General features: G+C 71.9%; 22 protein-coding genes. 11 read left to right on the top strand and 11 right to left on the bottom strand.

Features of this window, described 5'->3' with window-relative positions:
- Nucleotides 1–47 precede the first annotated feature (47 nt).
- From CHB94_RS14115 to CHB94_RS14100, 4 genes are all read right to left on the bottom strand, one after another.
- Nucleotides 48–1934 (bottom strand): hydantoinase B/oxoprolinase family protein, encoded by a 1887-nt coding sequence (locus CHB94_RS14115; protein WP_089337206.1) that lies wholly within the window; start codon nt 1932–1934, stop codon nt 48–50.
- Nucleotides 1931–4003, bottom strand: coding sequence for a hydantoinase/oxoprolinase family protein (locus tag CHB94_RS14110; RefSeq protein WP_089337205.1), 2073 nt, complete (start codon nt 4001–4003; stop codon nt 1931–1933). The genes CHB94_RS14115 and CHB94_RS14110 overlap by 4 nt, the downstream gene beginning before the upstream one ends.
- Before the next feature lie 45 nt (nt 4004–4048).
- Nucleotides 4049–4393 (bottom strand): hypothetical protein, encoded by a 345-nt coding sequence (locus tag CHB94_RS14105; protein WP_254920642.1) that lies wholly within the window; start codon nt 4391–4393, stop codon nt 4049–4051.
- Nucleotides 4394–4707: 314 nt separating this feature from the next.
- A complete protein-coding gene (locus tag CHB94_RS14100; RefSeq protein ID WP_089337203.1) occupies nt 4708–5421 on the bottom strand; it encodes a DUF4386 domain-containing protein in 714 nt (237 codons plus the stop codon).
- A gap of 93 nt (nt 5422–5514) precedes the next feature.
- Here CHB94_RS14100 and CHB94_RS14095 point away from each other — a divergent pair, with 93 nt between their 5' ends.
- The 5 genes from CHB94_RS14095 (at nt 5515) to CHB94_RS25755 (ending at nt 9193) form a co-directional block, all read left to right on the top strand.
- Nucleotides 5515–6234, top strand: coding sequence for a TetR/AcrR family transcriptional regulator (locus CHB94_RS14095; protein ID WP_089337202.1), 720 nt, complete (start codon nt 5515–5517; stop codon nt 6232–6234).
- A 39-nt stretch (nt 6235–6273) separates the two neighbouring features.
- Nucleotides 6274–7398, top strand: coding sequence for an alkene reductase (locus tag CHB94_RS14090; protein WP_254920641.1), 1125 nt, complete (start codon nt 6274–6276; stop codon nt 7396–7398).
- Between the two features lie 147 nt (nt 7399–7545).
- Nucleotides 7546–8451 carry a diguanylate cyclase domain-containing protein gene (locus CHB94_RS14085; protein WP_089337200.1) on the top strand — a complete coding sequence of 302 codons (906 nt, stop codon included), beginning with the start codon at nt 7546–7548 and terminating at the stop codon, nt 8449–8451.
- 122 nt (nt 8452–8573) lie between these two features.
- Nucleotides 8574–8798, top strand: coding sequence for a dihydrofolate reductase family protein (locus CHB94_RS25760; protein ID WP_217899304.1), 225 nt, complete (start codon nt 8574–8576; stop codon nt 8796–8798).
- A complete protein-coding gene (locus CHB94_RS25755) occupies nt 8795–9193 on the top strand; it encodes a dihydrofolate reductase family protein (RefSeq protein WP_217899303.1) in 399 nt (132 codons plus the stop codon). Before CHB94_RS25760 ends, CHB94_RS25755 begins: the two co-directional genes overlap by 4 nt.
- A gap of 64 nt (nt 9194–9257) precedes the next feature.
- Here CHB94_RS25755 and CHB94_RS14075 read toward each other — a convergent pair whose 3' ends face one another.
- Both CHB94_RS14075 and CHB94_RS14070 read right to left on the bottom strand, forming a co-directional pair.
- Nucleotides 9258–9902, bottom strand: coding sequence for an NAD(P)-dependent oxidoreductase (locus tag CHB94_RS14075; protein WP_089337199.1), 645 nt, complete (start codon nt 9900–9902; stop codon nt 9258–9260).
- A gap of 247 nt (nt 9903–10149) precedes the next feature.
- Entirely contained in the window at nt 10150–10581 is a 432-nt protein-coding gene (locus CHB94_RS14070; RefSeq protein WP_089337198.1) for a hypothetical protein, read from the bottom strand.
- A gap of 366 nt (nt 10582–10947) precedes the next feature.
- Between CHB94_RS14070 and CHB94_RS14065 the strand changes: the two genes are divergently transcribed.
- From CHB94_RS14065 to CHB94_RS14055, 3 genes are read left to right on the top strand one after another with little or no spacing between them, the layout of a single operon-like run.
- Nucleotides 10948–12078, top strand: a complete 1131-nt coding sequence (locus CHB94_RS14065) for a serine hydrolase domain-containing protein (RefSeq protein ID WP_089337197.1) — start codon at nt 10948–10950, stop codon at nt 12076–12078.
- Nucleotides 12079–12097: 19 nt separating this feature from the next.
- Nucleotides 12098–12652 (top strand): hypothetical protein, encoded by a 555-nt coding sequence (locus CHB94_RS14060; protein WP_089337196.1) that lies wholly within the window; start codon nt 12098–12100, stop codon nt 12650–12652.
- 51 nt (nt 12653–12703) lie between these two features.
- On the top strand, nt 12704–13645 hold the full coding sequence (locus CHB94_RS14055) for an SDR family NAD(P)-dependent oxidoreductase (RefSeq protein ID WP_089337283.1): 942 nt from the start codon (nt 12704–12706) through the stop codon (nt 13643–13645).
- Nucleotides 13646–13762: 117 nt separating this feature from the next.
- On the opposite strand, the gene CHB94_RS14050 is transcribed toward CHB94_RS14055, so the two are convergent.
- The 5 genes from CHB94_RS14050 to CHB94_RS14030 form a co-directional block, all read right to left on the bottom strand.
- A complete protein-coding gene (locus tag CHB94_RS14050; RefSeq protein ID WP_089337195.1) occupies nt 13763–14425 on the bottom strand; it encodes an SRPBCC family protein in 663 nt (220 codons plus the stop codon).
- The gene (gene cutA, locus CHB94_RS14045; RefSeq protein WP_089337194.1) at nt 14422–16842 is read right to left on the bottom strand and encodes an aerobic carbon-monoxide dehydrogenase large subunit; all 2421 of its coding nucleotides are present in this window, start codon (nt 16840–16842) and stop codon (nt 14422–14424) included. The genes CHB94_RS14050 and cutA overlap by 4 nt, the downstream gene beginning before the upstream one ends.
- A complete protein-coding gene (locus CHB94_RS14040; RefSeq protein ID WP_089337193.1) occupies nt 16839–17354 on the bottom strand; it encodes a (2Fe-2S)-binding protein in 516 nt (171 codons plus the stop codon). The genes cutA and CHB94_RS14040 overlap by 4 nt, the downstream gene beginning before the upstream one ends.
- Before the next feature lie 97 nt (nt 17355–17451).
- Nucleotides 17452–18333, bottom strand: a complete 882-nt coding sequence (locus tag CHB94_RS14035) for an FAD binding domain-containing protein (protein WP_089337192.1) — start codon at nt 18331–18333, stop codon at nt 17452–17454.
- Nucleotides 18334–18551: 218 nt separating this feature from the next.
- Nucleotides 18552–19991 carry a uracil-xanthine permease family protein gene (locus CHB94_RS14030; protein ID WP_089337191.1) on the bottom strand — a complete coding sequence of 480 codons (1440 nt, stop codon included), beginning with the start codon at nt 19989–19991 and terminating at the stop codon, nt 18552–18554.
- 274 nt (nt 19992–20265) lie between these two features.
- On the opposite strand from CHB94_RS14030, the gene CHB94_RS14025 reads away from it, so the two are divergent.
- From CHB94_RS14025 to CHB94_RS14015, 3 genes are all read left to right on the top strand, one after another.
- Entirely contained in the window at nt 20266–21783 is a 1518-nt protein-coding gene (locus CHB94_RS14025; RefSeq protein WP_254920640.1) for an AllF/FdrA family protein, read from the top strand.
- A gap of 70 nt (nt 21784–21853) precedes the next feature.
- The gene (locus CHB94_RS14020; protein ID WP_089337190.1) at nt 21854–23272 is read left to right on the top strand and encodes a YlbE family protein; all 1419 of its coding nucleotides are present in this window, start codon (nt 21854–21856) and stop codon (nt 23270–23272) included.
- A gap of 112 nt (nt 23273–23384) precedes the next feature.
- Nucleotides 23385–23651 carry a metallothionein gene (locus CHB94_RS14015; protein WP_089337189.1) on the top strand — a complete coding sequence of 89 codons (267 nt, stop codon included), beginning with the start codon at nt 23385–23387 and terminating at the stop codon, nt 23649–23651.
- Nucleotides 23652–23691 lie beyond the last annotated feature (40 nt).

Below are 23691 nucleotides of genomic sequence, written 5' to 3'. Positions count from 1 at the left end.
CCCCCTCAGCACGCTGAGGAGGGCCACTGTGCAGATCTCGCCGCGGGTCAGAGGACGTCGAACTCGTTGAACGCCGCCCCGCCGGACAGGGTCGCGTAGCCGGGGCCGCGGTCGAAGAACGGCTCCTCGCCGGTGCGGGCGGCCCGCATCGAGGCGCGCAGCTCCTCGGTGGCGGCCTCGTCGCACGTGCCGTCGTCCAGCACGACCACGCCGTAGTCCTCGCGGGCGCCCCTGACCGACACCTTGTGCCACGCGATGTCGCGCAGTACCTCGTCGACCGGCCGGTCCAGCGGGTCGCCCCAGCCGCCGCCGCCCGTCGTCCGGATGCGGACCACCGTGCCCGCCTTCAGCGGCTCGGCGTCGGCGAGGGCGTCGACGTCGTGCTCGTCCGGTCCGCCCGGGTCCACGGTGACCTGGAAGGGCTTGCCGGCCTTGCCGCCCTTGACGCCCCAGCAGGCGAGGATCGAGCGGTCGGCGATGGACATGAAGTGCGCGTCGCGCAGCACGCGGATGTGCTTCTCGTAGCCGCAGCCCCCGCGGTAGCGCCCGGGACCACCGGAGTCGAGGGCCAGTCCCAGCCGCTCGATGCGCAGCGGGAAGCGGCCCTCGGTGAACTCCGTGGGCAGGTTCCGGGAGTCGGGGACGACGTGGATCGTGTCCTCGCCGTCGGCGTAGTACCGCCCGCCCGAGCCGCCGCCGAGCACCTCGCGCATCAGGTAGGGCTGCCCGTCGAAGTCGGTGCCGTAGACGCCGGTGTAGCGGATCGTCTCCTGGTCGGCCGGCATCCGGCCGCCGGTCGCCTTGGCCAGCACGCCGGCGAGGACGCCGAGCAGCCGCAGGATGACGAAGGTCCGCGCGTTGGTCGGCGCCGGGAAGATCGGCGTGAGCAGCGTGCCCTTCTCCGGGAACCGCATCTCGATCAGCGGGACGACGCCCTCGTTGACGTCGAGCTGTGCCATCCGCTCGGGCGTCTCGGCCAGGTTGCGCAGGATCGGCGCCAGCCACTTCTTGAGGAAGTTGCCGTCGGCGTAGTCGCCGCAGTGGTTGATCGGGCCCTTCGCCTGGGGGCCGGTGCCGGTGAAGTCGATGACCAGCGGGACGTCCTTCGTGGAGTCCATGATCAAGGTGATCCGCTGGCGGTGGAGCTGTGGCTCCTCGACGCCGTCGTGCTCGGCGTAGTCCTCCCAGACGTAGGTGCCGTCGGGGATCTGGCTGAGGATCTCCCGCCGGTAGACCTCGGTGGAACTGGCCAGGATGGCGTCGAAGCACGCCTCGACGGCGGCGACGCCGTACCGGTCGAAGAGCTCGCCCAGCCGCCGGGCGCCGGCCAGGCAGGCGGAGCACTCGGCGTCGAGGTCGGCGGCGAGCGAGTCGGGCATCCGCGAGTTGCGGGTCATGATCTTCAGCGCGCTCTCGTTGGGCACGCCGCGGTCCCACAGCTTGATCGGGGGGACCATCAGGCCCTCCTCGTACACGCTGGTCGCCGCGCTCGGCATCGAGCCGGGAACGGCGCCGCCGATGTCGTCGTGGTGGCCGAACGCCTGGATGAAGGCCACGACCTCCGGCTGCCCGGTCTCGACGTTCGCAGCGAACACCGGCACCGTCACGCACAGGTCGGGCAGGTGGCCGATCCCGCCCTCGGACAGGTAGACGTCGTTGTGGAAGAAGACGTCCCCGACGTTCATCGTCTCGATCGGGTAGTCGCGGACCACCGGGTGCACGAGGGCCGAGTACGAGCGGCCGGTCAGCTTGCGCAGCTGCCGGTCGTGGATGCCGGCGCGGAAGTCGTGCGCGTCGCGGATCATCGGCGACCGCGAGGTGCGGCCGATGGAGGTCTCGACCTCCTTCTCGATCGCGGCCAGCGTGCCGGCGACGATCTCCACGAGGACCGGGTCGGCAGCAACCTTGTCGGAGACGTTCTGAGCGTTCGTCACTGGCCCGACTCCTTCGTGAGCAGCAGGTTTCCGTAGGCGTCGACAGTGGCCGCGAACCCCGGGTGCACCGGGACGGTCGAGCCGAATTCCTCGATGATCGCGGGACCGGTGACCACGTCGCCGGGCGCGAGGTCGGGCCGGTTGTACGTCGGGGTGTCCACCCAGTCGTCGAAGAACACGCGCCGGGAGCCCGTGACGGCCCGGTCCGTCCCGCCGTCGGCGGGGGGAAGCTCCACGAGGTCAGGACGGCGGATCGGCCCGATCCCGCTCACCCGGAGGTTCACCCACTCCACGGCCTGCCGCGGGTCCTCGGCGAAGTCGTAGCCGTAGAGCTGGCGGTGGGCGGCGTGGAAGGCCTGGGCGACCTCCTCGGCGGCGGCCCGGTCCAGGTCGCCGTCGGGCACCGGGACGCGGACCTCGAACGCCTGGCCGACGTAGCGCAGGTCGGCCGTCCGCTGCATGCGCTGCTCGTCGCGGCCGAAGCCCTCGCCGTCCAGGGCGCTCTGCGCCTGGGCCTCGAGGTCGGTGAACACCGACCGCACCCGTGCGAGGTCGAGGTCGAGGTGCTTGGAGACGACGGTCTGCACGTAGTCGTTGCGGACGTCGACGGTGAGCAGGCCGAACGCGCTGACGTTGCCCGGGTTCGGGGGCACCAGGGTGCGGGGGAGCCCCAGGATGTCCATCAGCCGGCAGGCCAACAGGGAGCCGGAGCCGCCGAACGTGGTGAGCGTGAAGTCACGCACGTCCAGGCCCTTGGCGACGGTCACCTGCCGCAGCGCGTTGGCCTGGTTCCACGCGGAGATCTCGAGGATGCCGGTGGCGGTGCGCTCCAGGTCCATGTCGAGCTTCGCCCCGAGGTCGGCCAGGCCGTCGACCGCCGCCTCGACCGACAGCGGGATCTCGCCCCCCAGCAGGTGCGGGGGGATCCGGCCCAGGACGACGTGCGCATCGGTGACGGTCGGCTGGTCGCCGCCGTTGGGGTAGCAGATCGGGCCGGGGTCGGCGCCGGCCGACTGGGGGCCGACCTTGAGCGTGCCCTCGGGGGAGAGCCAGGCGATCGAGCCGCCGCCGGCGCCCACGGTGACCACGTCGATCATCGGGATCTTGCTCGGGTACTCGCCGACCGAGCCCTCCGTGGTGAGCGCCGGCTCACCGTCGATGACGACGGTGACGTCGGTGGACGTGCCGCCGCCGTCGCAGGTGAGCACGCGGTCGAAGCCCGCCGTGCCCGCGATGAGCGCCGCACCGAGGGCGCCCGCGGCCGGGCCGGAGAGCATCGTGGTGATCGGCTGGTGCACGACCTCCGCGGCCGACAGCACGCCGCCGTTGCTCTTCATCACGTAGAAGGGAACGCCGGGGGCGATCTCGTCCAGCCGGGTGCGGATGTTGGTGACGTAGGCGCCGACCTTGGGCTTGACCGCCGCGTCGACCAGCGTGGTCACCGACCGCTCGTACTCGCGGTACTCGCGCAGCACCTCGCTGGAGATGCTGACCACGGCTGCGGGGTGCTCCTCGCGGATCACTTCGAGCATCCGGCGCTCGTGGGCGTCGTTCGCGTAGGCGTGCAGGAAGCAGACGCCGATCGTGGTGATGCCGGCGTCCCGGAAGAAGCGGGCGGCGGCGCGGGCGTCGTCCTCGTCGAAGGGGCGGACCTCGGCGCCGGTGTGGTCCAGTCGGCCGCGGACGGTGCGGACCAGGTCGGCCGGGACGATTCGCGGCGGCTTCACCCAGAAGTAGCTGTTGCCGTAGCCGTCGGGCACCGACTGCCGGGCGATCTCCAGCACCGACTCGTAGCCCTCGGTCGTGATGAACCCGATGCGGTCGAGCTTGCCCTCGAGCAACTGGTTGGTCGCGACCGTCGTCCCGTGGCTGACCGCGGTGACCGCGTCGCCGGAGAGGCCCATCAGGCCCAGGACCTTGCGGACGCCGTTCAGGAAGCCCTCGGCCGGGTCGGCAGGCGTCGACGGCGTCTTGGTGGTGGTGGTCTGGCCGGTCTGCTCGTCCACGGCCACGACGTCGGTGAACGTCCCGCCGGTGTCGATACCGATACGGACCCGGCATTCGCTCATGCGGTTACCTTAGCGGTGAGATACCTCCTTCGGAAGTGTCCGTGCTCACGCGTCGGGGCCGTCGTCGGGTGATCCCGCCAGCCGCCGCAGCCGCTCGGCCTCCTCCTCGTCGAGCCCCTCGTGTCCCGTTCCCCGGTGTCGGTCGCCCTGGTCCTCGATCCAGCGGGTGTGGGCGTCCCAGGCCGCCTGCTTGCTCGTGCCCAGGGCGCGGGCGATGGCGCTCCACGAGGCCCCGGCGGCCCGCGCTGTCCGAACGGCCAGCTGCTGGCCGTAGCCCGCCTTCCGTGCGATGACCTCGCTCAGTGCGAGGAGCTCCAGCACGTCGGACGCCGGGAGGCGCTCGGCGTCGGCGACGTCGGGGGAGTCGCCACCCGCGCTGTCGGCCAGCACCTCGCGGGACCTCAGTTCCTCGTAGCGGGCGACGGCGGTGCGCAGGGTGTGTTGCCGCTCGACTTCTCACCGGTGGCCAGGGAGACGGTCGCCTAGATCGGCCCGCTCGGCCCGCCGAGCCCCGCACTTCTCGCGGTCAGCCGACCATGAACGCACAGGGGTGCACAAACCCCCGATCTCCCGGTGAGCAGTCTGCTGACCGTCGGGCGTTCGGGGAGGCCGACGATGGGCACTGTGCATGGTCGGCGGACCGTCGACCGGACCGACGCACGCCTGCTCACGGCGTCGGGCGAGGAACCCCGGCGGAGCGTTGCTCATGCGGGGGAGAGGACCGCCTGCGGGGGGGCGGTTCGGCCGTCGACGGGAGACGGCTTGAACCCCTTGGCGATGAGGTAGACGGCCAGGCTCATCTCCCAGGCGAACACCGGGAAGGCGCCCAGCCCGGCGAAAGCAGAGACCTGCTCGTAGGCCCCGAACAGGACGGCGGTGGAAGAGACGAAGACGAGCGGGCCGCCGACGAGCCCGATGACGGCGATCCAGCGGGGCACGAGCCGCGACCGGTACATCAGGTAGGCCAGCAGCAGGGTGTTGACGCCGATGATGAGGCCGGGCCCGAGCAGGAACATCGCGTCGTGCAGGGCGACGAGCGACTCCTGGGCGGCGACGAGGGTGCCGTCGTCCGTGCTGCCCGTGTTGCCCCGCCGTAGCGCCACGACCGCCATGACGGTGGCCAGGCCGGCGACGATCGTGGCGCCCTCCAGCACACGACCGAGTGCGTAGCCGAGGGCGACGCCCTCGTTCTGCCGCTTGACCACCGGATACAGCGCGACGCCGGTGCCGAGGACGGAGACGGCGGTGACGAACTCCAGCAACCCGCCCAGCAGCACACCCGTGTCGGCGCCGGTGCCGAGGACGTAGTCCGGATTCCCCAGCACCGGCTGCCACAGCAGCTTCGCGGCGATCGCGGCGACCGCCGCCACCACGAAGAACACCCCTGCGACCACCGCGGTCCTTCTCGTCGAGCTCATCCCGTCCACCTTCGTCCGTAGGTGTACGGCGTACACCTCTGGAGGGACCGTAGGTGTACCGTGTACACCTGTCAAGGGCGGAGAGGTGATCGGATGACCGACCGAGCGGAAGCCGCCCGCCGGACCCCTCTGAGCAGGGAGCGTGTGCTGCGCACCGCCGTCGCCCTCGCCGACGAGTCCGGCCTCGCCTCGGTCAGCATGCGCGGGCTCGCCCAGGAACTCGGGGTCGTCCCGATGGCGCTGTACAAGCACGTCGCCAACAAGGACCAGCTGCTGGACGGCATGGTCGACCTCGTCCTCGGCGAGATCGACCCTCCGGACCCGGGCCTGGACTGGAAGAGCGCCGTGCGGCAGCGGATCCTGTCGGCTCGCGGGGCGCTGCTCCGGCATCCGTGGGCCCGCCGCGCCATGGAGGCCCAGGCCGCCCCGACGCCGGTCGTGATGGGCTACCTGGACGCGACCATCGGGATCTTCCTCGGCGGCGGCATGTCCGTCGATCTCACCCACCACGTCATGCACGCGCTGGGCAGCCGCGTCTTCGGGTTCACCCAGGAGTTGCATCAGGACGGGCACATCAGCGACCCGGATGAGCTGGCCGCCATGGCGCAGCAGTTGGCCGCGCTGTTCCCGAACGTGGTCACCATCGCCACGTACCGGGCCCACGACGGGCAGTCGGTGGTAGGCACCGGTTGTGACGACCAGTTCGAGTTCGAGTTCGCCCTCGACCTGATGCTGGACGGGTTCGAGCGACTGCACCGGCAGGGGTGGAGCTCTCCCGGGCGGTCGGGCGCCGGGGCCGTTGCCGGCGACTGAACGCCCAGGACGCAGCGTGACGATCGCCGCATCCGGCGCATGCCCGGAATCGTTGCGGTGGACAACAGGGTTGCGCCCGGCATGGATCTGTTCACGCCTGTCCGCCTCGGTGACCTCCAGCTCGCCAACCGCGTCGTCATGGCGCCGCTGACCCGTATGCGCTCCGGGCGGTCCGGCATCCCCGGGGACATCGTCGCCGAGCACTACGCGCAGCGGGCCGGGGTCGGTCTGATCATCACCGAGGGCACGTTCCCGAACGAGGAGTCCCGGGCTTTCGCCGGACAGCCCGGCATCGTCACCGAGGAGCAGGCCGCGGGCTGGCGCCGGGTGGCCGACGCGGTGCACGAGCGTGGCGGGCGCATCGTCATGCAGGTCATGCACGGCGGCCGCGTCTCCCACCCCGAACTCACCGGCACCCGGGTGGTCGCGCCGAGCGCGATCGCGATCCGCGGCCAGGTACACGTCGGCGGCGGCCGCAAGGAGGCCTTCCCGGTGCCGCACGCGCTGACCACCCAGGAGGCGCAGGCCACGCTGGCCGACCTCGTCGCGGCGTCGGAGCGCGCGGTCGCCGCGGGCCTGGACGGCGTGGAGGTCCACAGCGCCAACGGCTACCTGCTGCACGAATTCCTGTCGCCGGCGTCCAACCAGCGCGAGGACCGGTACGGCGGCAGCCCGGAGAACCGCGCCCGCTTCGTGATCGAGGTGGCCACCGCCGTCTCCTCGGCCATCGGCGCCGGCCGCGTGGGCATCCGCATCTCGCCCGAGCACAACATCCAGGACGCGCTGGAGACCGACCCGGCCGACGTGCGGGCCACCTACGGCGCCCTGGTGGACGGCCTGCGCCCGCTCGGCCTGGCCTACCTGAGCGTCCTCCACGTGGAACCCGCCGGAGAGTTCGTGCAGGACCTCCGCCGGCGCTTCGCTGGTCCGCTCATCGCCAACAGTGGCTTCGGCACGGTGACCACCCGCGAGGAGGCCATGCAGCTGATCGACGACGCGCATGCCGAGGCCGTGGCCGTCGGGCGTCCGGTGCTCGCCAACCCCGACCTGGTCGCGCGCTGGGCCGGTGAGCACCCCGAGAACGCGCCGGATCCGTCCACCTTCTACGCCTCCGGCCCGGTCGGGTACATCGACTACCCGACGCTCACCGGCAGTCGTAGTTGACCCGTACCTGCGGTAACACTTGCGGGCTCCTGCCTGCTTGACCGGAGAATCCTCGGTGGAGAAGGCGCGGAACGGGCAGCCGAGTCGCACCGTCCCCGCCCCGGGGACACGACGACGTGCACCGGTCCGACGGCGGGAGTTGTCGCGATGACGGGGCAGCCAGGGACGGACCTGCTACCCGATCAGCTGCTGCGCGACTTCGTCGAGGCCAGCGACACGCTCCTGTGCATCGTCGACGGGAGCGGCCGGCTCCTGTTCACCAACCCGGCCCTGCAGCGCTTCACCGGGCGCACCGAGGAGGAGCTGGCAGGAGTGCACTTCTGGGAGGTCTTCGTCGTTCCGGAGCACATCGCCCTGTCCCAGGACGCCGTCGCCCGCGCCATGGCCACCGGTGTCGCCCATCCCCAGGAGGGCGACTGGCTGACCGGTGCGGGAGAACGGCGCCGGGTGGCGATGCGCAACACGGTCATGGTGGACGGCGCCGGTCGGCCCTACGCCATCGGCTGCATCGGCCTCGACGTCACCGACGAACGGCGGCGGGAGGCGCAGTTGCACCTGCGGGCGCAGACCGACCTGCTCACCGGCATCGCCAACCGAGGTGCGCTGTTCGACGCACTGCGGGCCCAGCTCGAGGACGGTCCCGGTTGCGCGCTGCTGTTCTGCGACCTCGACCGGTTCAAGGACGTCAACGACGAGCACGGCCATGCGGTGGGGGACGCGCTGCTGGCCGAGATGGCCCGGCGGATGAGCGAGCTGGCCGGGCCGGGAGACCTCGTGGCCCGCTTCGGTGGCGACGAGTTCGTGATCCTCTGCCCCGGCTGGGAGAGGGCCGACCTGCAGACGCTCGCCGACCGGGTCGTGGAGGCAACGCGTGAGCCGTTCCCAGGGCCGCGTGGGCCGCTGGAGATCGGGGTCAGTGTCGGGGTCGCGGTCGGCCGGCCAGGGGACACCGCCGACGAGCTGATCACCCGCGCCGACCGGGCGATGTACGGGGAGAAGACCCATCCGCACCGCGGTGCCGCGCGCGCCCGGAGGGCCGGGGACGTCTACTGATCCCTGGGATCCCGTGGCGCCTGGGAAGAATTTCTGCGCGGATGTCGATGAGCGCCGCCCCTGTTCGACGTCTGGGTGAGGGGCGCTCACCCGGAGCCGCCCGAAGTCATCCAGGAGTCGCCATGCGTCCGCTCGTCGTCACCACGTTCGTGACCCTCGACGGGGTCATGCAGGCACCCGGCGGGCCGGGGGAGGACCCGTCGGGCGGGTTCTCCCCCGAGGGCTGGCTGGTGCCGTTCTTCGACGAGGCGATGGGCGAGCAGATCAACGCCTGGTTCGCCGGCGCCGAGGACTTCCTGCTCGGCGCACCACTTACCAGATCTTCTACGGCGCGTGGCCGCAGATGATCAGTGACGACCCGGTGTCGCAGGGCCTCAACTTCAAGAAGAAGTACGTCGCCTCCCGCACGCTGACGTCGCTGGAGTGGGAGACCGCGGAACTCCTGCAGGGCGACGTCGGGGACGCCGTCCGGAAGCTCAAGGCCGAGGACGGCGGGGAACTGCAGGTGCACGGCTCGGCGGGACTGATCCAGACGCTGCTGCGCGAGGACCTGGTGGACGAGCTGCGGCTGATCGTCTTCCCGGTGGTGCTCGGTGAGGGCAAGCGGCTGTTCGGCGACGGCGCCATCCCGCGGACCTGGCGGCTGAGCACCCACGCGACGACGCCGTCCGGGGCGGTGATGCCCAGCTACCAGCGCGTGGGCGAGGTCGTGACCGGCGCCGTCGGCCCCGAGTACGACTGACACCGGCGCCGTCGTGCGCTCATCGTGGCGATGATCGTCACCACGATGAGCGCACGAGCGCGGCTCAGTAGGCGACGGTGAACCGGGCGCGCCGGTGGGCCGGCTGCTCGATCTCGTCGACCACGGCGGCTCCGAAGTCGGCGCCGCTGATGTCGGAGTTGCCCTCGGCGTCGGCGAGCAGCACGTCGCCCCCGACCCGGTAGGTGCCGCGGGGCTCGCCCGGGTTGAAGGCGCCGAACATCGCGGCCGGGCTCACGTAGAACCAGTCCAGGCTGTCGGGGGTCGCGCGCAGGTCGTCGAGGACAGCGGCCATCGTCCGGGCCTCCGGCTGGAAATCCGCCGGGAACTGGTCGGTGTCGACGAGCCGCGGACCACCCTCGGCGACGTGCAGCGAGCCCGCCCCACCGATGACGCCCAGGCGGACGCCGGACTCCCCTGCATCCGCGGCCAGGGCGGCGACTCCGGTGCGCAGCTGCTCGGCCATGTCGCCCCGGGGCGCGGCCGCCACCACCACGACGTCGGCCCCGTCGAGCGCCTTGGTCCGGGTGGTCTCGTCGAGCAGGGAGCCCTCGACGTACTCCACACCGTCGACCGGCCGCTCCGGGAGCCGACGACTGTAGGAGGTCACCTGGTGCCCGCGCCGGACCGCCTCCCGGGCGATGCTGCTGCCGGCGTAGCCGGTCCCACCGAACACACTGATCCGTGCCATGAGCGTCTCCTCTGACTGGTTGTCCACGCCAACTCCGCGTGGCTGCCCGGAGAACACCGGCATGTACTTGAACGTTCCAGTAACCGCGGTCACCTGGGGATACCCGACCGTCGCTGAGACCGGTGACGCGAGCGCGCTCAGCTCTCCAGCGGGCCCGAATGCGAACGGGTGCCCGTCCGGAGCCGGAGCTCCGGGCGGGCACCCGTGATGTTCAACGCTCAGGTACGGCGCGTACCTGGCGGCGGCGTCAGTGGGCGGTGTGCCCAGCGGTGACGTGCTCGGTGCCGTGCCAGTCGTCGTCGCCCTCGGGCTCCTTGGCCAGCAGGAATGCACCCACGGCCCAGACGATGGCGCCGATGAGGCCGATCCAGGCGCCGAACTCGGCGGAGTAGTCGCCGCCGCGCTCGAGGGCGCCGGGGGCGTCGAGGATGTAGCTCAGTGCCAGGCCGGCTGCAGCGATGCCGGCAGCCATGGTGGTCAGCGAGAGTCCACGGTGCTGGCGACCGCGAGCGCGGTTGAGCGCGTAGAGCAGCCCTGCAGCCAGGCCGACGCCGAGGAAGGCGACGAGCGGGATGGTGGTGTCGGTCTCGTAGCCGGTTCCGGTCACCGACTCACCCTCCGTGGACACCCAGTCCAGGAAGGTGGCGATCAGGAAGACGACGACGCCGGCGGTGGCCACGTAGGCACCCGTCGGGTTTGCCCGACGGTCGCGACGGGGCTCCCCCTGGTGCGAATGCGCAGTTGTACTCGAGTTGGCCATGGGCAGCCGCTACCCAGCGTGAGCGCGCTGGCAATCGGATAGTGACCGGTCACACGCGGATCGCGCGCGCAGCCAGGAACTTCCCGCGCCGGCCCGCCAGCAGGCAGACCTGACCTGCGGACCTCCCGACGCTGATCGTGGAGGCCGCGTCTTCCCTGGCGCGGAGACGGCCGTCGGGCATACCCAGGTGCCGCCACGCATCGTGACCAGCGTTGTCGGCTCAGTTGTGGCCGTGGTCTCATCCGGAGGCGCGACACCGGAGTCGCGGCGCGACGAGGAGGGTTCATGGCCGAGGTGCACGGCTGTTGCGACGAGCGGTTCGCGGGGGTGCGGGACGCGCTGGCGCAGCAGCTGGACGGCGAGGAGCTCGGTGCCTCCGTCGCGGTGGATCTGGACGGCGAGACCGTCGTCGACATCTGGGGCGGTCACCGCGACGCCGAACGGACGACGCCATGGACCCAGGACACGATCGTCAACGTCTGGTCGACGACGAAGTGCGTGCTGAACCTGGCGGCGCTGATGCTCGTCGAGCGAGGGGAGCTGGACGTCTACGCGCCGGTGGGCGACTACTGGCCGGAGTTCTCGGCGAAGGGGAAGAAGGACGTCGAGGTGCGGCACCTGATGGCGCACACGTCCGGCGTCTCCGGCTGGGAGCAGCCGTTCTCGGTGCGCGACATGTACGACTGGGAGACGGCGTGCGAGCGGCTGGCGGCGCAGCGGCCGTGGTGGGAGCCGGGGACGGCGGCGGGCTACCACGCGGCGACCCAGGGGTTCCTCGTCGGCGAGGTGATCCGGCGGATCACCAACAAGACGTTCCAGCGGTTCGTGGCCGACGAGATCGCCGGGCCGCTGGGGGCGGACTTCCAGGTGGGTGCCCGCTCGGGGGACTGGGACCGGGTGGCGTCGCTGGTCGCCCCGCCGCGGGCCGACCCGGCCGGTGACATCGATTCGACGTCCATCGCGGTGCGGACGTTCACCGCGCCGGTGATGTCGGTGAAGGCGACCGCCTCACCCGAGTGGCGTTCCGCGGACCTCGGGGCGCTGAACGGGCACTCCAACGCCCGCGGAGTGCTGGACGTGATGCGGGTGCTGACGCTGGGCGGTGAGGCCGGCGGCGTGCGACTGCTGTCGCCGAAGACCGTGGAGCTGGTGTTCGAGGTCCAGGCCGACGGCGTGGACCTGGTGCTGGAGGACGCGTTCCGCTGGGGGATGGGCTACTGCCTGGGTTCGCCGGTCGTGCCGTACGTGGCCTCGGGCCGCACGGTCTTCTGGGGTGGCTGGGGTGGCTCGCTGGTCGTGATGGACCTCCACCGCCGGCTGACGATCAGCTACATGATGAACAAGATGGCGCCGGGCCTCCTCGGCTCCGATCGCGCCGAGTCCTATGTCCGAGCGGTCTACTCAGCGCTCGGCTGAGGCCAGGGAGGAAGCGCCCGTGGACCTCGACGATGTGGTGCCGGCAGCCGACCACGTCACCCGTCAGTCGCGGGTGATCGACGCCCCACGGCCCGTCGTCTGGGAGGAGCTGCACCGGCTGAAGCTCAGATCGCTGCCGGTGTCCCTCGTGCTGAGCGCCGTCCGTGTGATGCCGGTGATGTTGACCGGTAGCTGGCGCGGTGGGCTCGACCGCACGTTCCTGGATGTCGTGCCGATCCCGGTGCTGGCCTCGGAGCCACCGACTGCCGTGGTGTTCGGTGGTGTGCTCCAGGCCTGGCGGCTGACTGGTGGTGAGCAGCCCCCGGTGCTCGACGCCGACGGTGTGCGGGACTTCGCGGAGCCCGGTTGGGTGAAGATCGGGATGGAGTTCCGCCTCACGCCGGCCGTCGGGGGCACTCACCTGAGTTGCGAGACGCGCATCGCAGCGACGGATCCCTCGACCCGCCGACGGTTCGATCGGTACTGGTTCGTCGTCGGCCCCGGCAGCTCGGCCATCCGGTGGGAGCTGCTCGCTGCCGTCGCCATTCGGGCGGAGGCACGCGCGGGCAGCTGACCGGTGCCTATGGTCGCCCCGGACCGAACCACTACCGAGGAGAACCCGCGCGTGGCATGGACCGAGAAGGACATCCCCGACCTCAGCGGGCGCACCGCGGTGGTGACCGGCGCCAACGGTGGTCTCGGGTTCCAGACGGCGCTCGCCCTGGCGGGCGCCGGCGCGCACGTCGTCCTTGCTGCCCGTGATGCTTCGAAGACTGCGGTCGCTGAGGCGCGGATCGGGGAGCGGTACCCGGCGGCGTCGCTCGAGGTGGTGCCGCTGGACCTCGGCGACCTGTCGGTGGTGGCGGCCGCCGCGCAGAAGATCCTCGGCGGGCACGAGCGCGTCGACATTCTGGTGAACAACGCCGGGGTGATGGCGATGCCGCAGCGGACGACGGTCGACGGGTTCGAGATGCAGCTCGGCGTCGACCACCTGGGGCACTGGGCGTTCACGGCGCACCTGTTGCCGGCGCTGCTGCGGGCGCCGTCCGCGCGGGTGGTGACGGTGACCAGCACGGCGCGGTTCATGGGTCGGCCGCTGGACCCGGCCGACCCGCACATGCGTCGGAAGTACCGGGCCTGGGGGGCGTACGCGCAGGCGAAGATGGCCAACTACCACTTCGGGCTGGGGCTGCAGCAGCAGTTCTCTCGCGCTGGTGTGGCGGCGAAGAGCCTCATCGCGCACCCGGGGCTGTCGAACACCGACCTGCAGGCGCGGTCGGTGCGCGAGGGTGGCGCCGGCTGGGTGGGGGCGTTCTTCGAGGCCGTGGTCGGGCGGGCCGGGATGACGCCGCTGGAGGGTGGTCGGCCCCAGCTACGGGCAGCGACCGACCCGCGGGCCCGGGGTGGAGAGCTGTACGCGCCGCGGTTCGGCTCCAACGGACCGGCCGTGCGGCGGCCGATCCTGCGCCGATTCGACCTGCAGAAGCAGATCGACGTCCTCTGGCAGGTCTCCGAGCGCGAGACCGGCATCCCCCTGGACGTCACGGGCGCCGATTCCGCCGCCTGACCGGGGCGGGTCACCTGCGGACCCGCGGGCTCAAGAGCGGCGGCAGAGCGATCAACTCGGCCGCTGGTCCGCCGATCACTCGGTGATGAACTGGCGCCGAACCGATAGACCGGGTGTCTAGCTCCGGCGGCCCAGGCGGTAGCCGACGAGGACGCCGATGAGGGTGAGGACCGCGCCCCCGACGGCGCCGAGCGCGAGCGTCTGGACGTCGCCGGTCGGAGCAGCAACGGCAGCCTTGCCGGTGAACGTCCGACCAGCGGCAGCCGGCTGGGCGCCGGCCACCAGGGAGGCGTCGCTGGGAGCGGCCGCAGCGGCAGACGGCGCAGCGGCGATCGGCACCACGGCGCCGGTCAGCTCATCGTCGATCGCCTTGAAGAACTGGCCGGCCATCCGCTTCGCGACGCCGGTGATCATCCGCTGGCCCACACCGGCAACCGGCCCGCCGACCACGGCATCGGCCGAGTAGGTCAGCGTCGTCCCTTGGTCGGACGGCTCCAGGTTGATGGTCACCGTCGCCCGCACCTGGCCCGGCGCACCCGCACCCGACGCGTGCATGACGTAGGACTTCGGCCGGTTCTGGTCCGACAGCCGCACCTCGCCGGCGTAGGTCCCGCGGATCGCCCCGACGCCCACGGACACGTTCATCCGGTACTCGTCGTCCCCGATCTGCTCGAGTGACTCGCAGCCCGGGATCGTCCGCGCCAGCACGGCCGGATCGGTGATGACCGCCCACACCTTGTCGGGGTCGGCCGAAAGCACCGCAGAGCCGTCGAGGTTCACGCCAGAACTCCATTCTCGGCACGGCGCGAGGACGCGGCCGTCCGTTCCGAATCGGGGGATCGCACCAGGTCGTACAGCTCGGTGGGGGAGATGGGCATCGCCGCGATCCGCCGTCCCACGGCGTCCTCGATCGCCGACGCGATCGCCGCCGTCCCCGGGATGACCCCGGCCTCGCCGGCGCCCTTGATGCCCAGCGGGTTCAGCGGCGACGGCGTCTGCTGGTGGTCGATGACCACGTCCGGCACCTCGCTGGAGTAGGGCATGAGGAAGTCCATGTAGGAGGCGTTCTGCAGCTGGCCGTCCTTGTCGTAGACCATCCGCTCGTACAGGGCGCCGCCCACCCCCTGCGCGACGCCGCCGTGCACCTGGCCCTCGACGATCATCGGGTTCACCACGTTGCCGCAGTCGTGCACGACCGCGTACTTCACGATGTCGATCTCCCACGTCGCCGGGTCGATCTCCACGATCGCCGCGTGCGCGCCCGACGCAAAGGTCGACCGGAGCGGTGAGTAGTAGTCGCGGTGCTCCAGCCCCGGGGCATCGCCCTCCGCCACGGGCGGCTTGGAGTCGTCGTGCGTCGTGAACTGCGTGGCCTGCTTCGCCGCCTCGTCGAAGGCATAGCGCAGCGGGTTGGACAGGACGGCGACCGTGCGCAGCGGGATGGACGCGCCCGGCGTGCCCTTCACCTGCACCAGGCCTTCGTCGATCTCCAGGTCGCTGGCGTCGACCTCGAGCACGTCGGCCGCGATCCGCAGCGCCTTCTCCCGCACGCCCCGGGCGGCCAGCGCGATCGCGTTGCCGCTCATCACCGCGGCGCGTGAGGCGAACGTGCCCACGGCGTACCCGAAGCGACGGGTGTCGCCGGTGGTCACCTCGATGTCCTCGATGGGCACCCCGAGCTCGGAGGCCACGATCTGCGCGAACGCCGTCTCGTGCCCCTGCCCCTGCGAGGTCAGACCGGTCGAGACCAGCACCTTCCCGCTGCCGAGCACCTGCACGTGCCCGCCCTCGTACGGCCCCGGGCCCGTGCCCTCCACGTACAGCGCCATCCCGATGCCAAGGTGCTTCCCCCGGGCCGCGGCCTCCGAGCGCAGCGCCTCGGCCTCGTCCCAGCCCACCAGCTCCTTGAGCTTCACCATGAGCCCCGGGTAGTCGCCGGAGTCGTAGATGACCGGCCGGCCGTCCTGGAACGTCAGCTGGTGGTCGTAGGGGAACTGGTCGGGCTGGATCAGGTTCCGCTCGCGGACGACGGCCCGGTCGAGCCCGAGCTCGTCGGCGATGCGGTCCATCGTCCGTTCCATCGCGTAGCAGGCCTGCGGCCGCCCGGCGCCGCGGTACGGCGTCACGATGACGGTGTTGGTGTAGACGCTGTCCACCTGCACCCGGTACACGGGGATCACGTACGGCCCGACCAGCTGGGTCGCGGTGATGATCGGCACGATGATGCCGTAGGGCGTGTACGCGCCGTTGTCGTGCAGGACGTGCACGTCGAGCGCGGTGATCCGGCCCTCGTCGTCATAGCCCACGGTGATGTCCTGGCGCTGCTGCCGCTCGTGCGCCGAGGAGATGAAGTGCTCCCGGCGGTCCTCGGCCCACTTCACCTCGGCGCCCAGCGCGATCGCGGCCATGGGCACCAGCAGTTCCTCGGGCCACGGGTGCACGATCTTCACGCCGAAGCCGCCACCGACGTCGGGCGCGATGACCTCGACCTTGTCCAGCGACAGGTCCAGCTTCGCGGCGATCGCGGCGCGCACCGACGTCGAGGCCTGGGTGCTCGTGTAGACGCGGAGCGACCGGTCGTCGGTGTCCCACTTCGCGTGGACGCCCCTGCCCTCCATGGGCATGCTGGCGCTGCGCTCGATGTACTGCGTGAAGCTCAACGTGCGCGGCGAGGCGGCCAGCACCGGCTCGACGTCCCCGGTCTCCTGGCGGTGCCGGGCGGCCACGTTGTCGGGCACGTCCGGATGCACCGCCGCCTTCGCCTCGTGCGCGGCGTCCACGCCGACGACGACTGGCAGCTCCTCGTACGTGACGACGATCCGCTCGGCGGCGTCCTCGGCGACGTACCGGTCGGTGGCGACCACCATGACGATCGCCTCGCCCACGTGCCGCACGACGTCGCGGGCCAGGGCGTGACCGGTGCGGGGCTGGGTCAGCTGCGGATGCGGGATGAGCACCGGCAGCGGCTCGGCCATCGGGCCGGTGAGGTCGTCGTAGGTGTAGATCGCGACGAGGCCCTCGACGTCCAGCGCGGCCTCGACGTCGATGCCGGTGATCCGCGCGTGGGCGTGCGGCGACCGCACGAAGGCCGCGGCCAGGGCGTTCGAGCCGATGTCGTCGAGGTAGCGGCCCTTGCCGATGATCAGTCGCGCGTCCTCGCGCCGGCGGACCGGCTCACCGAAGAGCTTGGTCGTCATCGGGCGTCGTCCTTCATTGCCGCGGCGGCGTGGTGGACGGCCTTCTTGATGTTGGCGTAGCCCGTGCACCGGCAGAGGTTGCCGCCGACCATGTCGTCGACCTCCTCGTCGGTGAGCTCCGCCGCCGGATCCCGCTTCTCCAGCCCGGCGGCGATCGTCGTGAGGAACCCCGGCGTGCAGAAGCCGCACTGCAGGGCGTGGCACTCGCGGAAGGCCTCCTGCACGGGGTGCAGCACCTGCCCGCCCCGGTGGTCGTCCCGCGCGAGGCCCTCGACGGTGGTGACGGCGTGCCCGTCCACCTGGACGGCGAGCATCAGGCAGGAGCGGACCGGGTCGCCGTCCACCAGCACCGTGCACGCCCCGCAGACGCCGTGCTCGCAGCCGACGTGCGTGCCGGTCAGACCCAGGTCGTGCCGCAGCGCATCCGACAACAGCCGGCGCACCGGCACGGTGGCTTCACGTGGAACACCGTTCACCGTGACCGTGATCGTCCGGTCCGTGTCGACGCTCATTCGGCTCCCCTCGTGCTCACTGCTCGGTTCCGGGCTCGTCCCGCACCTCGGTCGCTGTCCCCCGCGAGCGAGAGCTGCTCCCAGCCGCCGGCGCTGCTCACTCGCCCGTCACCTTCGCGGCGGCCTCGGCGGCAGCCTCGGCCAACGTGCGCTCGGTGAGGACGCCGACCAGCAGCCGCCGGTAGTCGGCGCTCGCATGGATGTCGGTGTCCGGGTCGACCAGGGTCCGCGCGAGCGCGCCGGCGGCCGCCCAGTCGGCGCTGTCGACGGGCTTGCCGGCGACGGCCTCGGTCAGGTCGTGCACCTCGGGGGTCAGGCCCACCGAGACGTAGGAGGCGCGGACGCGCGCGATGCGGCGGTCCTCGTCCAGCGTGACGACGACGCCGGCGCCGCAGACGGCGTAGTCGCCCTTGCGGCGGGCGACCTCGGCGAAGGCGGTGCCCGAGCGGTCGGGCAGCGCGGGGAAGAAGGCGGAGGTGACGACGGCGGGACCGTGGAGAGAGGTCTCCAGCGGGCCGACGAACAGATCCCGCCACTCGACGGTTCGAGGACCGGAGGGCGTGGCGACCGTGACGGCGCCGTCGGTGAGGGCGAGGACCGAGGTCATCTCACCCGAGGGGTCGGCGTGCGCGATGGAGCCGACGGTGGTGCCCCGGTTGCGGATGGCCGGGTGGGCGACGTTCGCCGTCGCCCGGGCCAGCAGCGGCTGGACCCGCGCGGCGGCGTCGTCCGCGAGCAGTGCGGTGTGGCGCACCAGCGCCCCGACCGTCACGCCGTTCCCGGTGACCTCGACGGAGTCCAGGCCGGGGACCCGGTTGATGTCCACCAGCGTGGTCGGCGCCGCGAGCCGCATGGAGAGCAGCGGGAGCAGCGACTGGCCACCGGCGAGCACTTTGGCGCCCTCACCCTCGGCCGACAGGACCGCGAGGGCCTCGTCGAGCGTGCCGGGGTCGGCGTAGCGGAACGGTGCGGGCTTCACCGGCTGCAGTCACCTCCGTACGAGTGGGGGAAGTGCAGTCACTCTGTCATCGCTTGCAGGGCGGCGAAAGTACCTCAGCGCTAAATCTTTTGCCCCGAGCCGGATGGCCGCGCCCCGCCGTTCCGTGCCCCGAGACGCCGCACGCCGCCCCCGGCGACGGGGACGGCGTGCGGTCGGGTGAGCCGGCGGCGCCGAGCCGGCGGCGCCGGCTCGGGGGACTAGCGGTTCGAACCCGGGACGCCCGGGCGGCCGACCTCGTCGACCGACGACGGGTCCGGCGCACCGTGGTGGCCGAGCGACGACGCGGCAGCCGGATGCGTGCCCTCGCGCAGCAGCGCGGCCCTCATGTCCGCCGGCGCCAGCGACCGTGCGGCGTGCCAGGCCAGGACGGCGACGATCGAGCCGAGCGCGATGCCGTTGAGCGAGAAGTCGTCGGAGAACCGCAGCGTGACGTCGCCGACGCCGATGATGATCCCGGCCGCGAGCGGCACGAGGTTGATCGGGTTGGCGAAGTCGACCCGGTTCTCCTTCCAGATCTTCGCGCCGAGCAGGCCGATCATCCCGTAGAGGACGACGGTGATGCCGCCGAGCACCCCGCCCGGGACGATGTTGATCAGCGCGCCGAACTTCGGCACCAGCCCGAGCAGGATCGCCACGAGCGCGGCCACGTAGTACGCGGCGGTGGAGTAGACGCGGGTGGCGGCCATGACGCCGATGTTCTCGGCGTAGGTGGTCGTCGGCGAACCGCCGACCGACGTGGCGACGGCGGTCGCGACCCCGTCGGCGAAGACGGCCCGGCCCATCACCGGGTCCAGGTCGCGCTTGGTCATCTCGGCCACGGCCTTGACGTGCCCGACGTTCTCCGCCACCAGCGCGATGACGGCGGGGATGACCAGCAGGCTGAAGTTCAGCGAGAAGCTGGGGGCGGTGAAGTCCGGCAGACCGAACCAGTCGGCGTCACCCACGGCGTCGAAGTTGATCCGGTCGCGGGTGCTCACGGCGCCCGTGCCGTCCGGCGAGGTGATCGGGCCGGCCGTGACGTCAAGCAAGACGGAGAGGAGGTACCCGAAGATCAGGCCCAGCAGGATCGAGATGCGGGCGATGAAGCCGCGCAGCGCCAGCGAGGCGACGATGACGAAGGCCATCGTGGCCAGCGCGACCCACTGGTCCTGCGGCCAGTAGACGCCGGCCGCCACGGGGGCCAGGTTGAAGCCGATCAGCATGACCACCGCGCCGGTGACGGCGGGCGGCAGCACCCTGTTGATGACCGACAGCCCCGCGAAGTGGATCACCAGACCCACGAGGGCGAGGACCACACCGGCCACGAGCAGGGCGCCGACGACGTCGCTGGAGTCACCGCCGTTCGTGCGGATCGCTGCGACACCGCCGACGAACGCGGCGCTGGTGCCCAGGTAGCTGGGCACCCGACCCTTGACGATCAGCAGGAAGATGATCGTCGCGATGCCGCTCATCATGATCGCGAGGTTCGCGTCCAGCCCCATGATCAGGGGGAAGACGAACGTCGCACCGAACATGGCCACGACGTGCTGTGCGCCGATGCCGACGGTCCGCGGCCACGAGAGCCGCTCGTCCGGGGCTACCGCCTCTCCCAGGGGCGGGGTCTTCCCGTCCCCGTAGAGCTTCCAACCGAACGCCATCTGAGTGCCTCCTCGACGTGACTTCCCACCCGTATCGGTGCCGGTCAACGGGCCCTGTCACGGGCCCTGCCACCACCGGGAGGCGCCAATGTGTCATGCACCACGGCACGGCGGAAGTACCTCAGTGCTAAATCGTTATGGCATCTCAGACGCAGATACTTCACCGCTGAGACATCTGTGGGTACGGTGCTGGGAGCGGGCGAGCTGGCGAGCCCGCCAAGGAAGCGCAGCACCGCAGCGGTCGCTGTCCGACGAGCGTCAGCGAGGAGGAACAGTGACCGCCTCAGCGCCCCCAGCAGCCCCGTCCGCCACGGCCGGAGTCAGCTCCGTCGTGCTGCGGTCGGGCGTCTACGCCGACTCCGTCCGGCTCATGCAGGTCAGCCGCGACGTGGCGGCCCGCGACGGCGTGACCGCGGTGCTGGTGGCCATGGCCACGCCGCTGAACCTCGAGCTCGCGGCGAACATGGGCCTGGCACCGGACGGCGAGATCTCGCCGGAGCAGCTGCTCATCGGCGTCCGCGCCGAGGACGACGCCGCGTTGGCCGCCGCGCTGGCCGCGGTCGACGCCGCCCTCGCCGAGCGCGAACGCTCCACCGGCACCGCGACCGCCGTCCCGCAGCGCACGATCGGCGCCGGCCTCGACGAGCTCGGGCCCGACACCCCCGCCCTCGCGATCGTCAGCGTGCCCGGCCAGTTCGCCGTCGCGGAGGCCGCGGACGCCATCGCCGCCGGCCGCAGCGTCCTCGTCTTCTCCGACGGCGTGCCCGTCGAGCACGAGGTGGCGCTCAAGCGGGCCGCCCACGACGCCGGCGTCCTGGTGATGGGCCCCGACTGCGGGACCGCGATCGTCTCCGGTGTCGCGCTGGGCTTCGCCAACGTCGTCCGCCCGGGGCCGGTCGGCCTGGTCGCCGCCTCCGGCACCGGCGCCCAGCAGGTCTCCTGCCTGCTCGACATGGCCGGCGTCGGCGTCTCGCACGTGCTGGGCGTGGGCGGCCGCGACCTCAAGGAGGAGGTCGGCGGCCTGGCCACCCTCGACGCGCTCGCCGCCCTCGACGCCGACCCGGCCACCGAGCGGGTGCTGGTGGTCTCCAAGCCCCCCGCGCCGTCGGTCGCCGAGGCCGTCCAGGCCGCCGCGCACGAACTGTCGGTGCCGGTCCGCTTCGGCGTCCTCTCGCCGGAGACGCCGGATCTGACCGCCGCCGTCGAGGCGCTCCTCGGTGACATGGGCATCGACGTGCCCACCTGGCCGTCGCGTCCGGGACCTGCCGACCCGGCGGTCCCGGGCGCGGCTCTGAAGGGACTGTTCGCGGGCGGCACGCTCGCCGACGAGGCGATGTTGCTCGCCTCGCCGGTTCTCGGCGACATCCGCTCGAACATCCCGCTGCGTCCCGAGCTCGACCTCGGAACGGACCTGTCGGCCCCGGGGCACGTCGTCGTCGACTTCGGGGACGACGCCCTGACCGTGGGCCGCGCGCACCCGATGATCGACCCGACGCTGCGGCTGGAGGCCATCGACGCCCTGGCCCGCTCGGGGGAGCCGGCGGTGCTGCTTCTCGACGTCGTCCTCGGCCACGGCGCCGACCCGGACCCGGCGGGGGCGCTCGTCCCCGCGCTGACCGCAGCGCGGGCGACGACCTCGCTGCCGGTGGTGATCGCCCTGGTCGGCACCGAGGCCGACCCGCAGGGCTGGTCGCGGCAGGCCGACGCCCTGGCCGCCGCCGGCGCTCATGTCTTCGCCTCCAACGCCGCGGCCACGCGGTACGCCCTCGACCTGCTGGGAGCCGTTGCATGAGCGAGCTTGCGAGCTCATCGATAGACAGAGCGACCGTCATCGGCCCGACGAGCGCCAGCGAGGAGATGTCATGACCCTGGGTGGACTGCTCTCCGGCCCTCCGTCGATCGTCGCCGCGGGTGTCGGCGTCTTCTCCGACGCCCTGCGCGCGCAAGGCACCGACGTCCACGACGTCGACTGGCGGCCGCCGGGCTTCGGTGACCCGGCCGACCTGGCCGCCCTCGCCCTCGACCCGCGGCGGAACTCGGCCAACCGGGTCGCCGTCGAGCGGATCCTCGCCGCGGGCTCCCAGCTGGTCGACGTCCGGCCGGCCCGCGAGGTGATCGGTCTGCAGGACCGGACGCTGCTGCACTCCGGTCCGCCGCTGACCTGGGAGACCGCGTCCGGCCCCATGCGCGGCGCGCTGATCGGCGCGTGCCTCTTCGAGGGCTGGGCCGACGACGTGGAGGACGCCGAGCGGATCCTGGCCGCCGGCGAGATCACCCTCGATCCCTGCCACCACCACCGGACGGTCGGCCCGATGGCCGGGGTGACCTCGCCGTCCATGTGGATGTGGTGCCTGAGCGACCCCGTCCACGGCGGGCAGGCGTTCTGCAACCTCAACGAGGGCCTCGGCAAGGTACTGCGGATGGGCGCCTTCAACGCCGAGGTGCAGACCCGGCTGGCGTGGATGCGCGACGTCCTGGGGCCGATCCTGTCGGAGGCCGTGCGCGGCTCGATCGACGCCGGCAACGACCCGCTCGACGTCAAGGCCGTGCTCGCGCAGATGCTGCAGATGGGCGACGAGGGGCACAACCGCAACCGCGCCGGCTCCCTGATGACCCTCCGGGAGCTCTCCCCGGCCATCGTGGCCACGAAGGCCGCGTCGTCCGACATCGCGGCGGTCCTGAAGTTCATCGGCGGCAACGAGCACTTCTTCCTCAACCTCGGCATGCCGACGGCGAAGCTCGCGATGGACGCCGCCCGCGGCGTGCCGGGCTCCTCGATGGTCACCGTGATGTCGCGCAACGGCACCGAGTTCGGCATCCAGACGGCCGGCACCGGCGACCGCTGGTTCACCGGCCCCGCCAACACCCCGGTCGGGCTGTTCCTCGGCGACTACGGGCCCGAGGACGCCAACCCCGACATCGGCGACTCGGCGATCATGGAGACCTACGGCGTCGGCGGCTTCTCGATGGCCGCCGCCCCGGCCATCGTGCGCTTCGTCGGTGGCACCGTGCCCGACGCACTGGCCACGACCGAGCGGATGTACCAGGTGACGCTCGCGGAGAACCCGGCCATGGCGATCCCGATCATGGGCTTCCGCGGCTCGCCGACCGGTATCGACGTCCTCAAGGTCGCCCGCACCGGCTGGTTGCCGCAGATCAACACCGGCATGGCCGGGCGGATCGCGGGCACCGGCCAGGTCGGTGCCGGGCTGGTCCAGCCCCCGCAGGAGTGCTTCGAACAGGCGCTGGCCGCGCTCGCCGAGGAGGCCCGCATCCCCTGATCCGCGCGCCCGGCGGGTCCGCAGGGCACAGCCACCGTTACCTGCCCGCGCCGCCGGGTAGTCCGCGCACGACGTGGCCGGTCCGGTCGCGACGCCGAGCGGAGGGGACGCCATGGCCAGCTGCGAGGTCTGCGGCAACGACTATCGGCTCAGTTTCGAGGTGCACGCCGCCGGAGCGGTGCACACGTTCGACAGCTTCGAGTGCGCGATCCACGCGCTCGCCCCGGTCTGCGAGCACTGCGGCGTGAAGGTCGTCGGCCACGGCGTCGAGGCCGACGGCGTCTTCTTCTGCTGCGCATCCTGCGCCCGCAGGCGCGGGAGCCCGGCGAGCGCGGGGGAGCTGGTCGACCACGCGGGCCGAGCGCCGGACGAGCGCTGACCCACCGGCCGCTACCGGCGCCGAACCTGCCCGAGAACAG

The organism is Blastococcus mobilis (assembly GCF_900188025.1).
In the GTDB taxonomy this organism is placed as follows: Bacteria; Actinomycetota; Actinomycetes; order Mycobacteriales; family Geodermatophilaceae; genus Blastococcus_B; species Blastococcus_B mobilis.
The sequence above is the reverse complement of the archived record's forward strand: the minus strand, read 5'-3'. Positions and strand labels throughout refer to the sequence as shown.

Bases quoted from the DNA above. Each gene is read 5' to 3' on its own strand.
- CHB94_RS14110 (WP_089337205.1), bottom strand. From the start codon at position 4,003: ATGAGCGAATGCCGGGTCCGTATCGGTATCGACACCGGCGGGACGTTC.
- CHB94_RS14100 (WP_089337203.1), bottom strand. From the start codon at position 5,421: ATGAGCTCGACGAGAAGGACCGCGGTGGTCGCAGGGGTGTTCTTCGTG.
- CHB94_RS14095 (WP_089337202.1), top strand. From the start codon at position 5,515: ATGACCGACCGAGCGGAAGCCGCCCGCCGGACCCCTCTGAGCAGGGAG.
- CHB94_RS14090 (WP_254920641.1), top strand. From the start codon at position 6,274: ATGCCCGGAATCGTTGCGGTGGACAACAGGGTTGCGCCCGGCATGGAT.
- CHB94_RS14085 (WP_089337200.1), top strand. From the start codon at position 7,546: ATGACGGGGCAGCCAGGGACGGACCTGCTACCCGATCAGCTGCTGCGC.
- CHB94_RS25760 (WP_217899304.1), top strand. From the start codon at position 8,574: ATGCGTCCGCTCGTCGTCACCACGTTCGTGACCCTCGACGGGGTCATG.
- CHB94_RS25755 (WP_217899303.1), top strand. From the start codon at position 8,795: ATGATCAGTGACGACCCGGTGTCGCAGGGCCTCAACTTCAAGAAGAAG.
- CHB94_RS14075 (WP_089337199.1), bottom strand. From the start codon at position 9,902: ATGGCACGGATCAGTGTGTTCGGTGGGACCGGCTACGCCGGCAGCAGC.
- CHB94_RS14065 (WP_089337197.1), top strand. From the start codon at position 10,948: ATGGCCGAGGTGCACGGCTGTTGCGACGAGCGGTTCGCGGGGGTGCGG.
- cutA (WP_089337194.1), bottom strand. From the start codon at position 16,842: ATGACGACCAAGCTCTTCGGTGAGCCGGTCCGCCGGCGCGAGGACGCG.
- CHB94_RS14040 (WP_089337193.1), bottom strand. From the start codon at position 17,354: ATGAGCGTCGACACGGACCGGACGATCACGGTCACGGTGAACGGTGTT.
- CHB94_RS14030 (WP_089337191.1), bottom strand. From the start codon at position 19,991: ATGGCGTTCGGTTGGAAGCTCTACGGGGACGGGAAGACCCCGCCCCTG.
- CHB94_RS14020 (WP_089337190.1), top strand. From the start codon at position 21,854: ATGACCCTGGGTGGACTGCTCTCCGGCCCTCCGTCGATCGTCGCCGCG.
- CHB94_RS14015 (WP_089337189.1), top strand. From the start codon at position 23,385: ATGGCCAGCTGCGAGGTCTGCGGCAACGACTATCGGCTCAGTTTCGAG.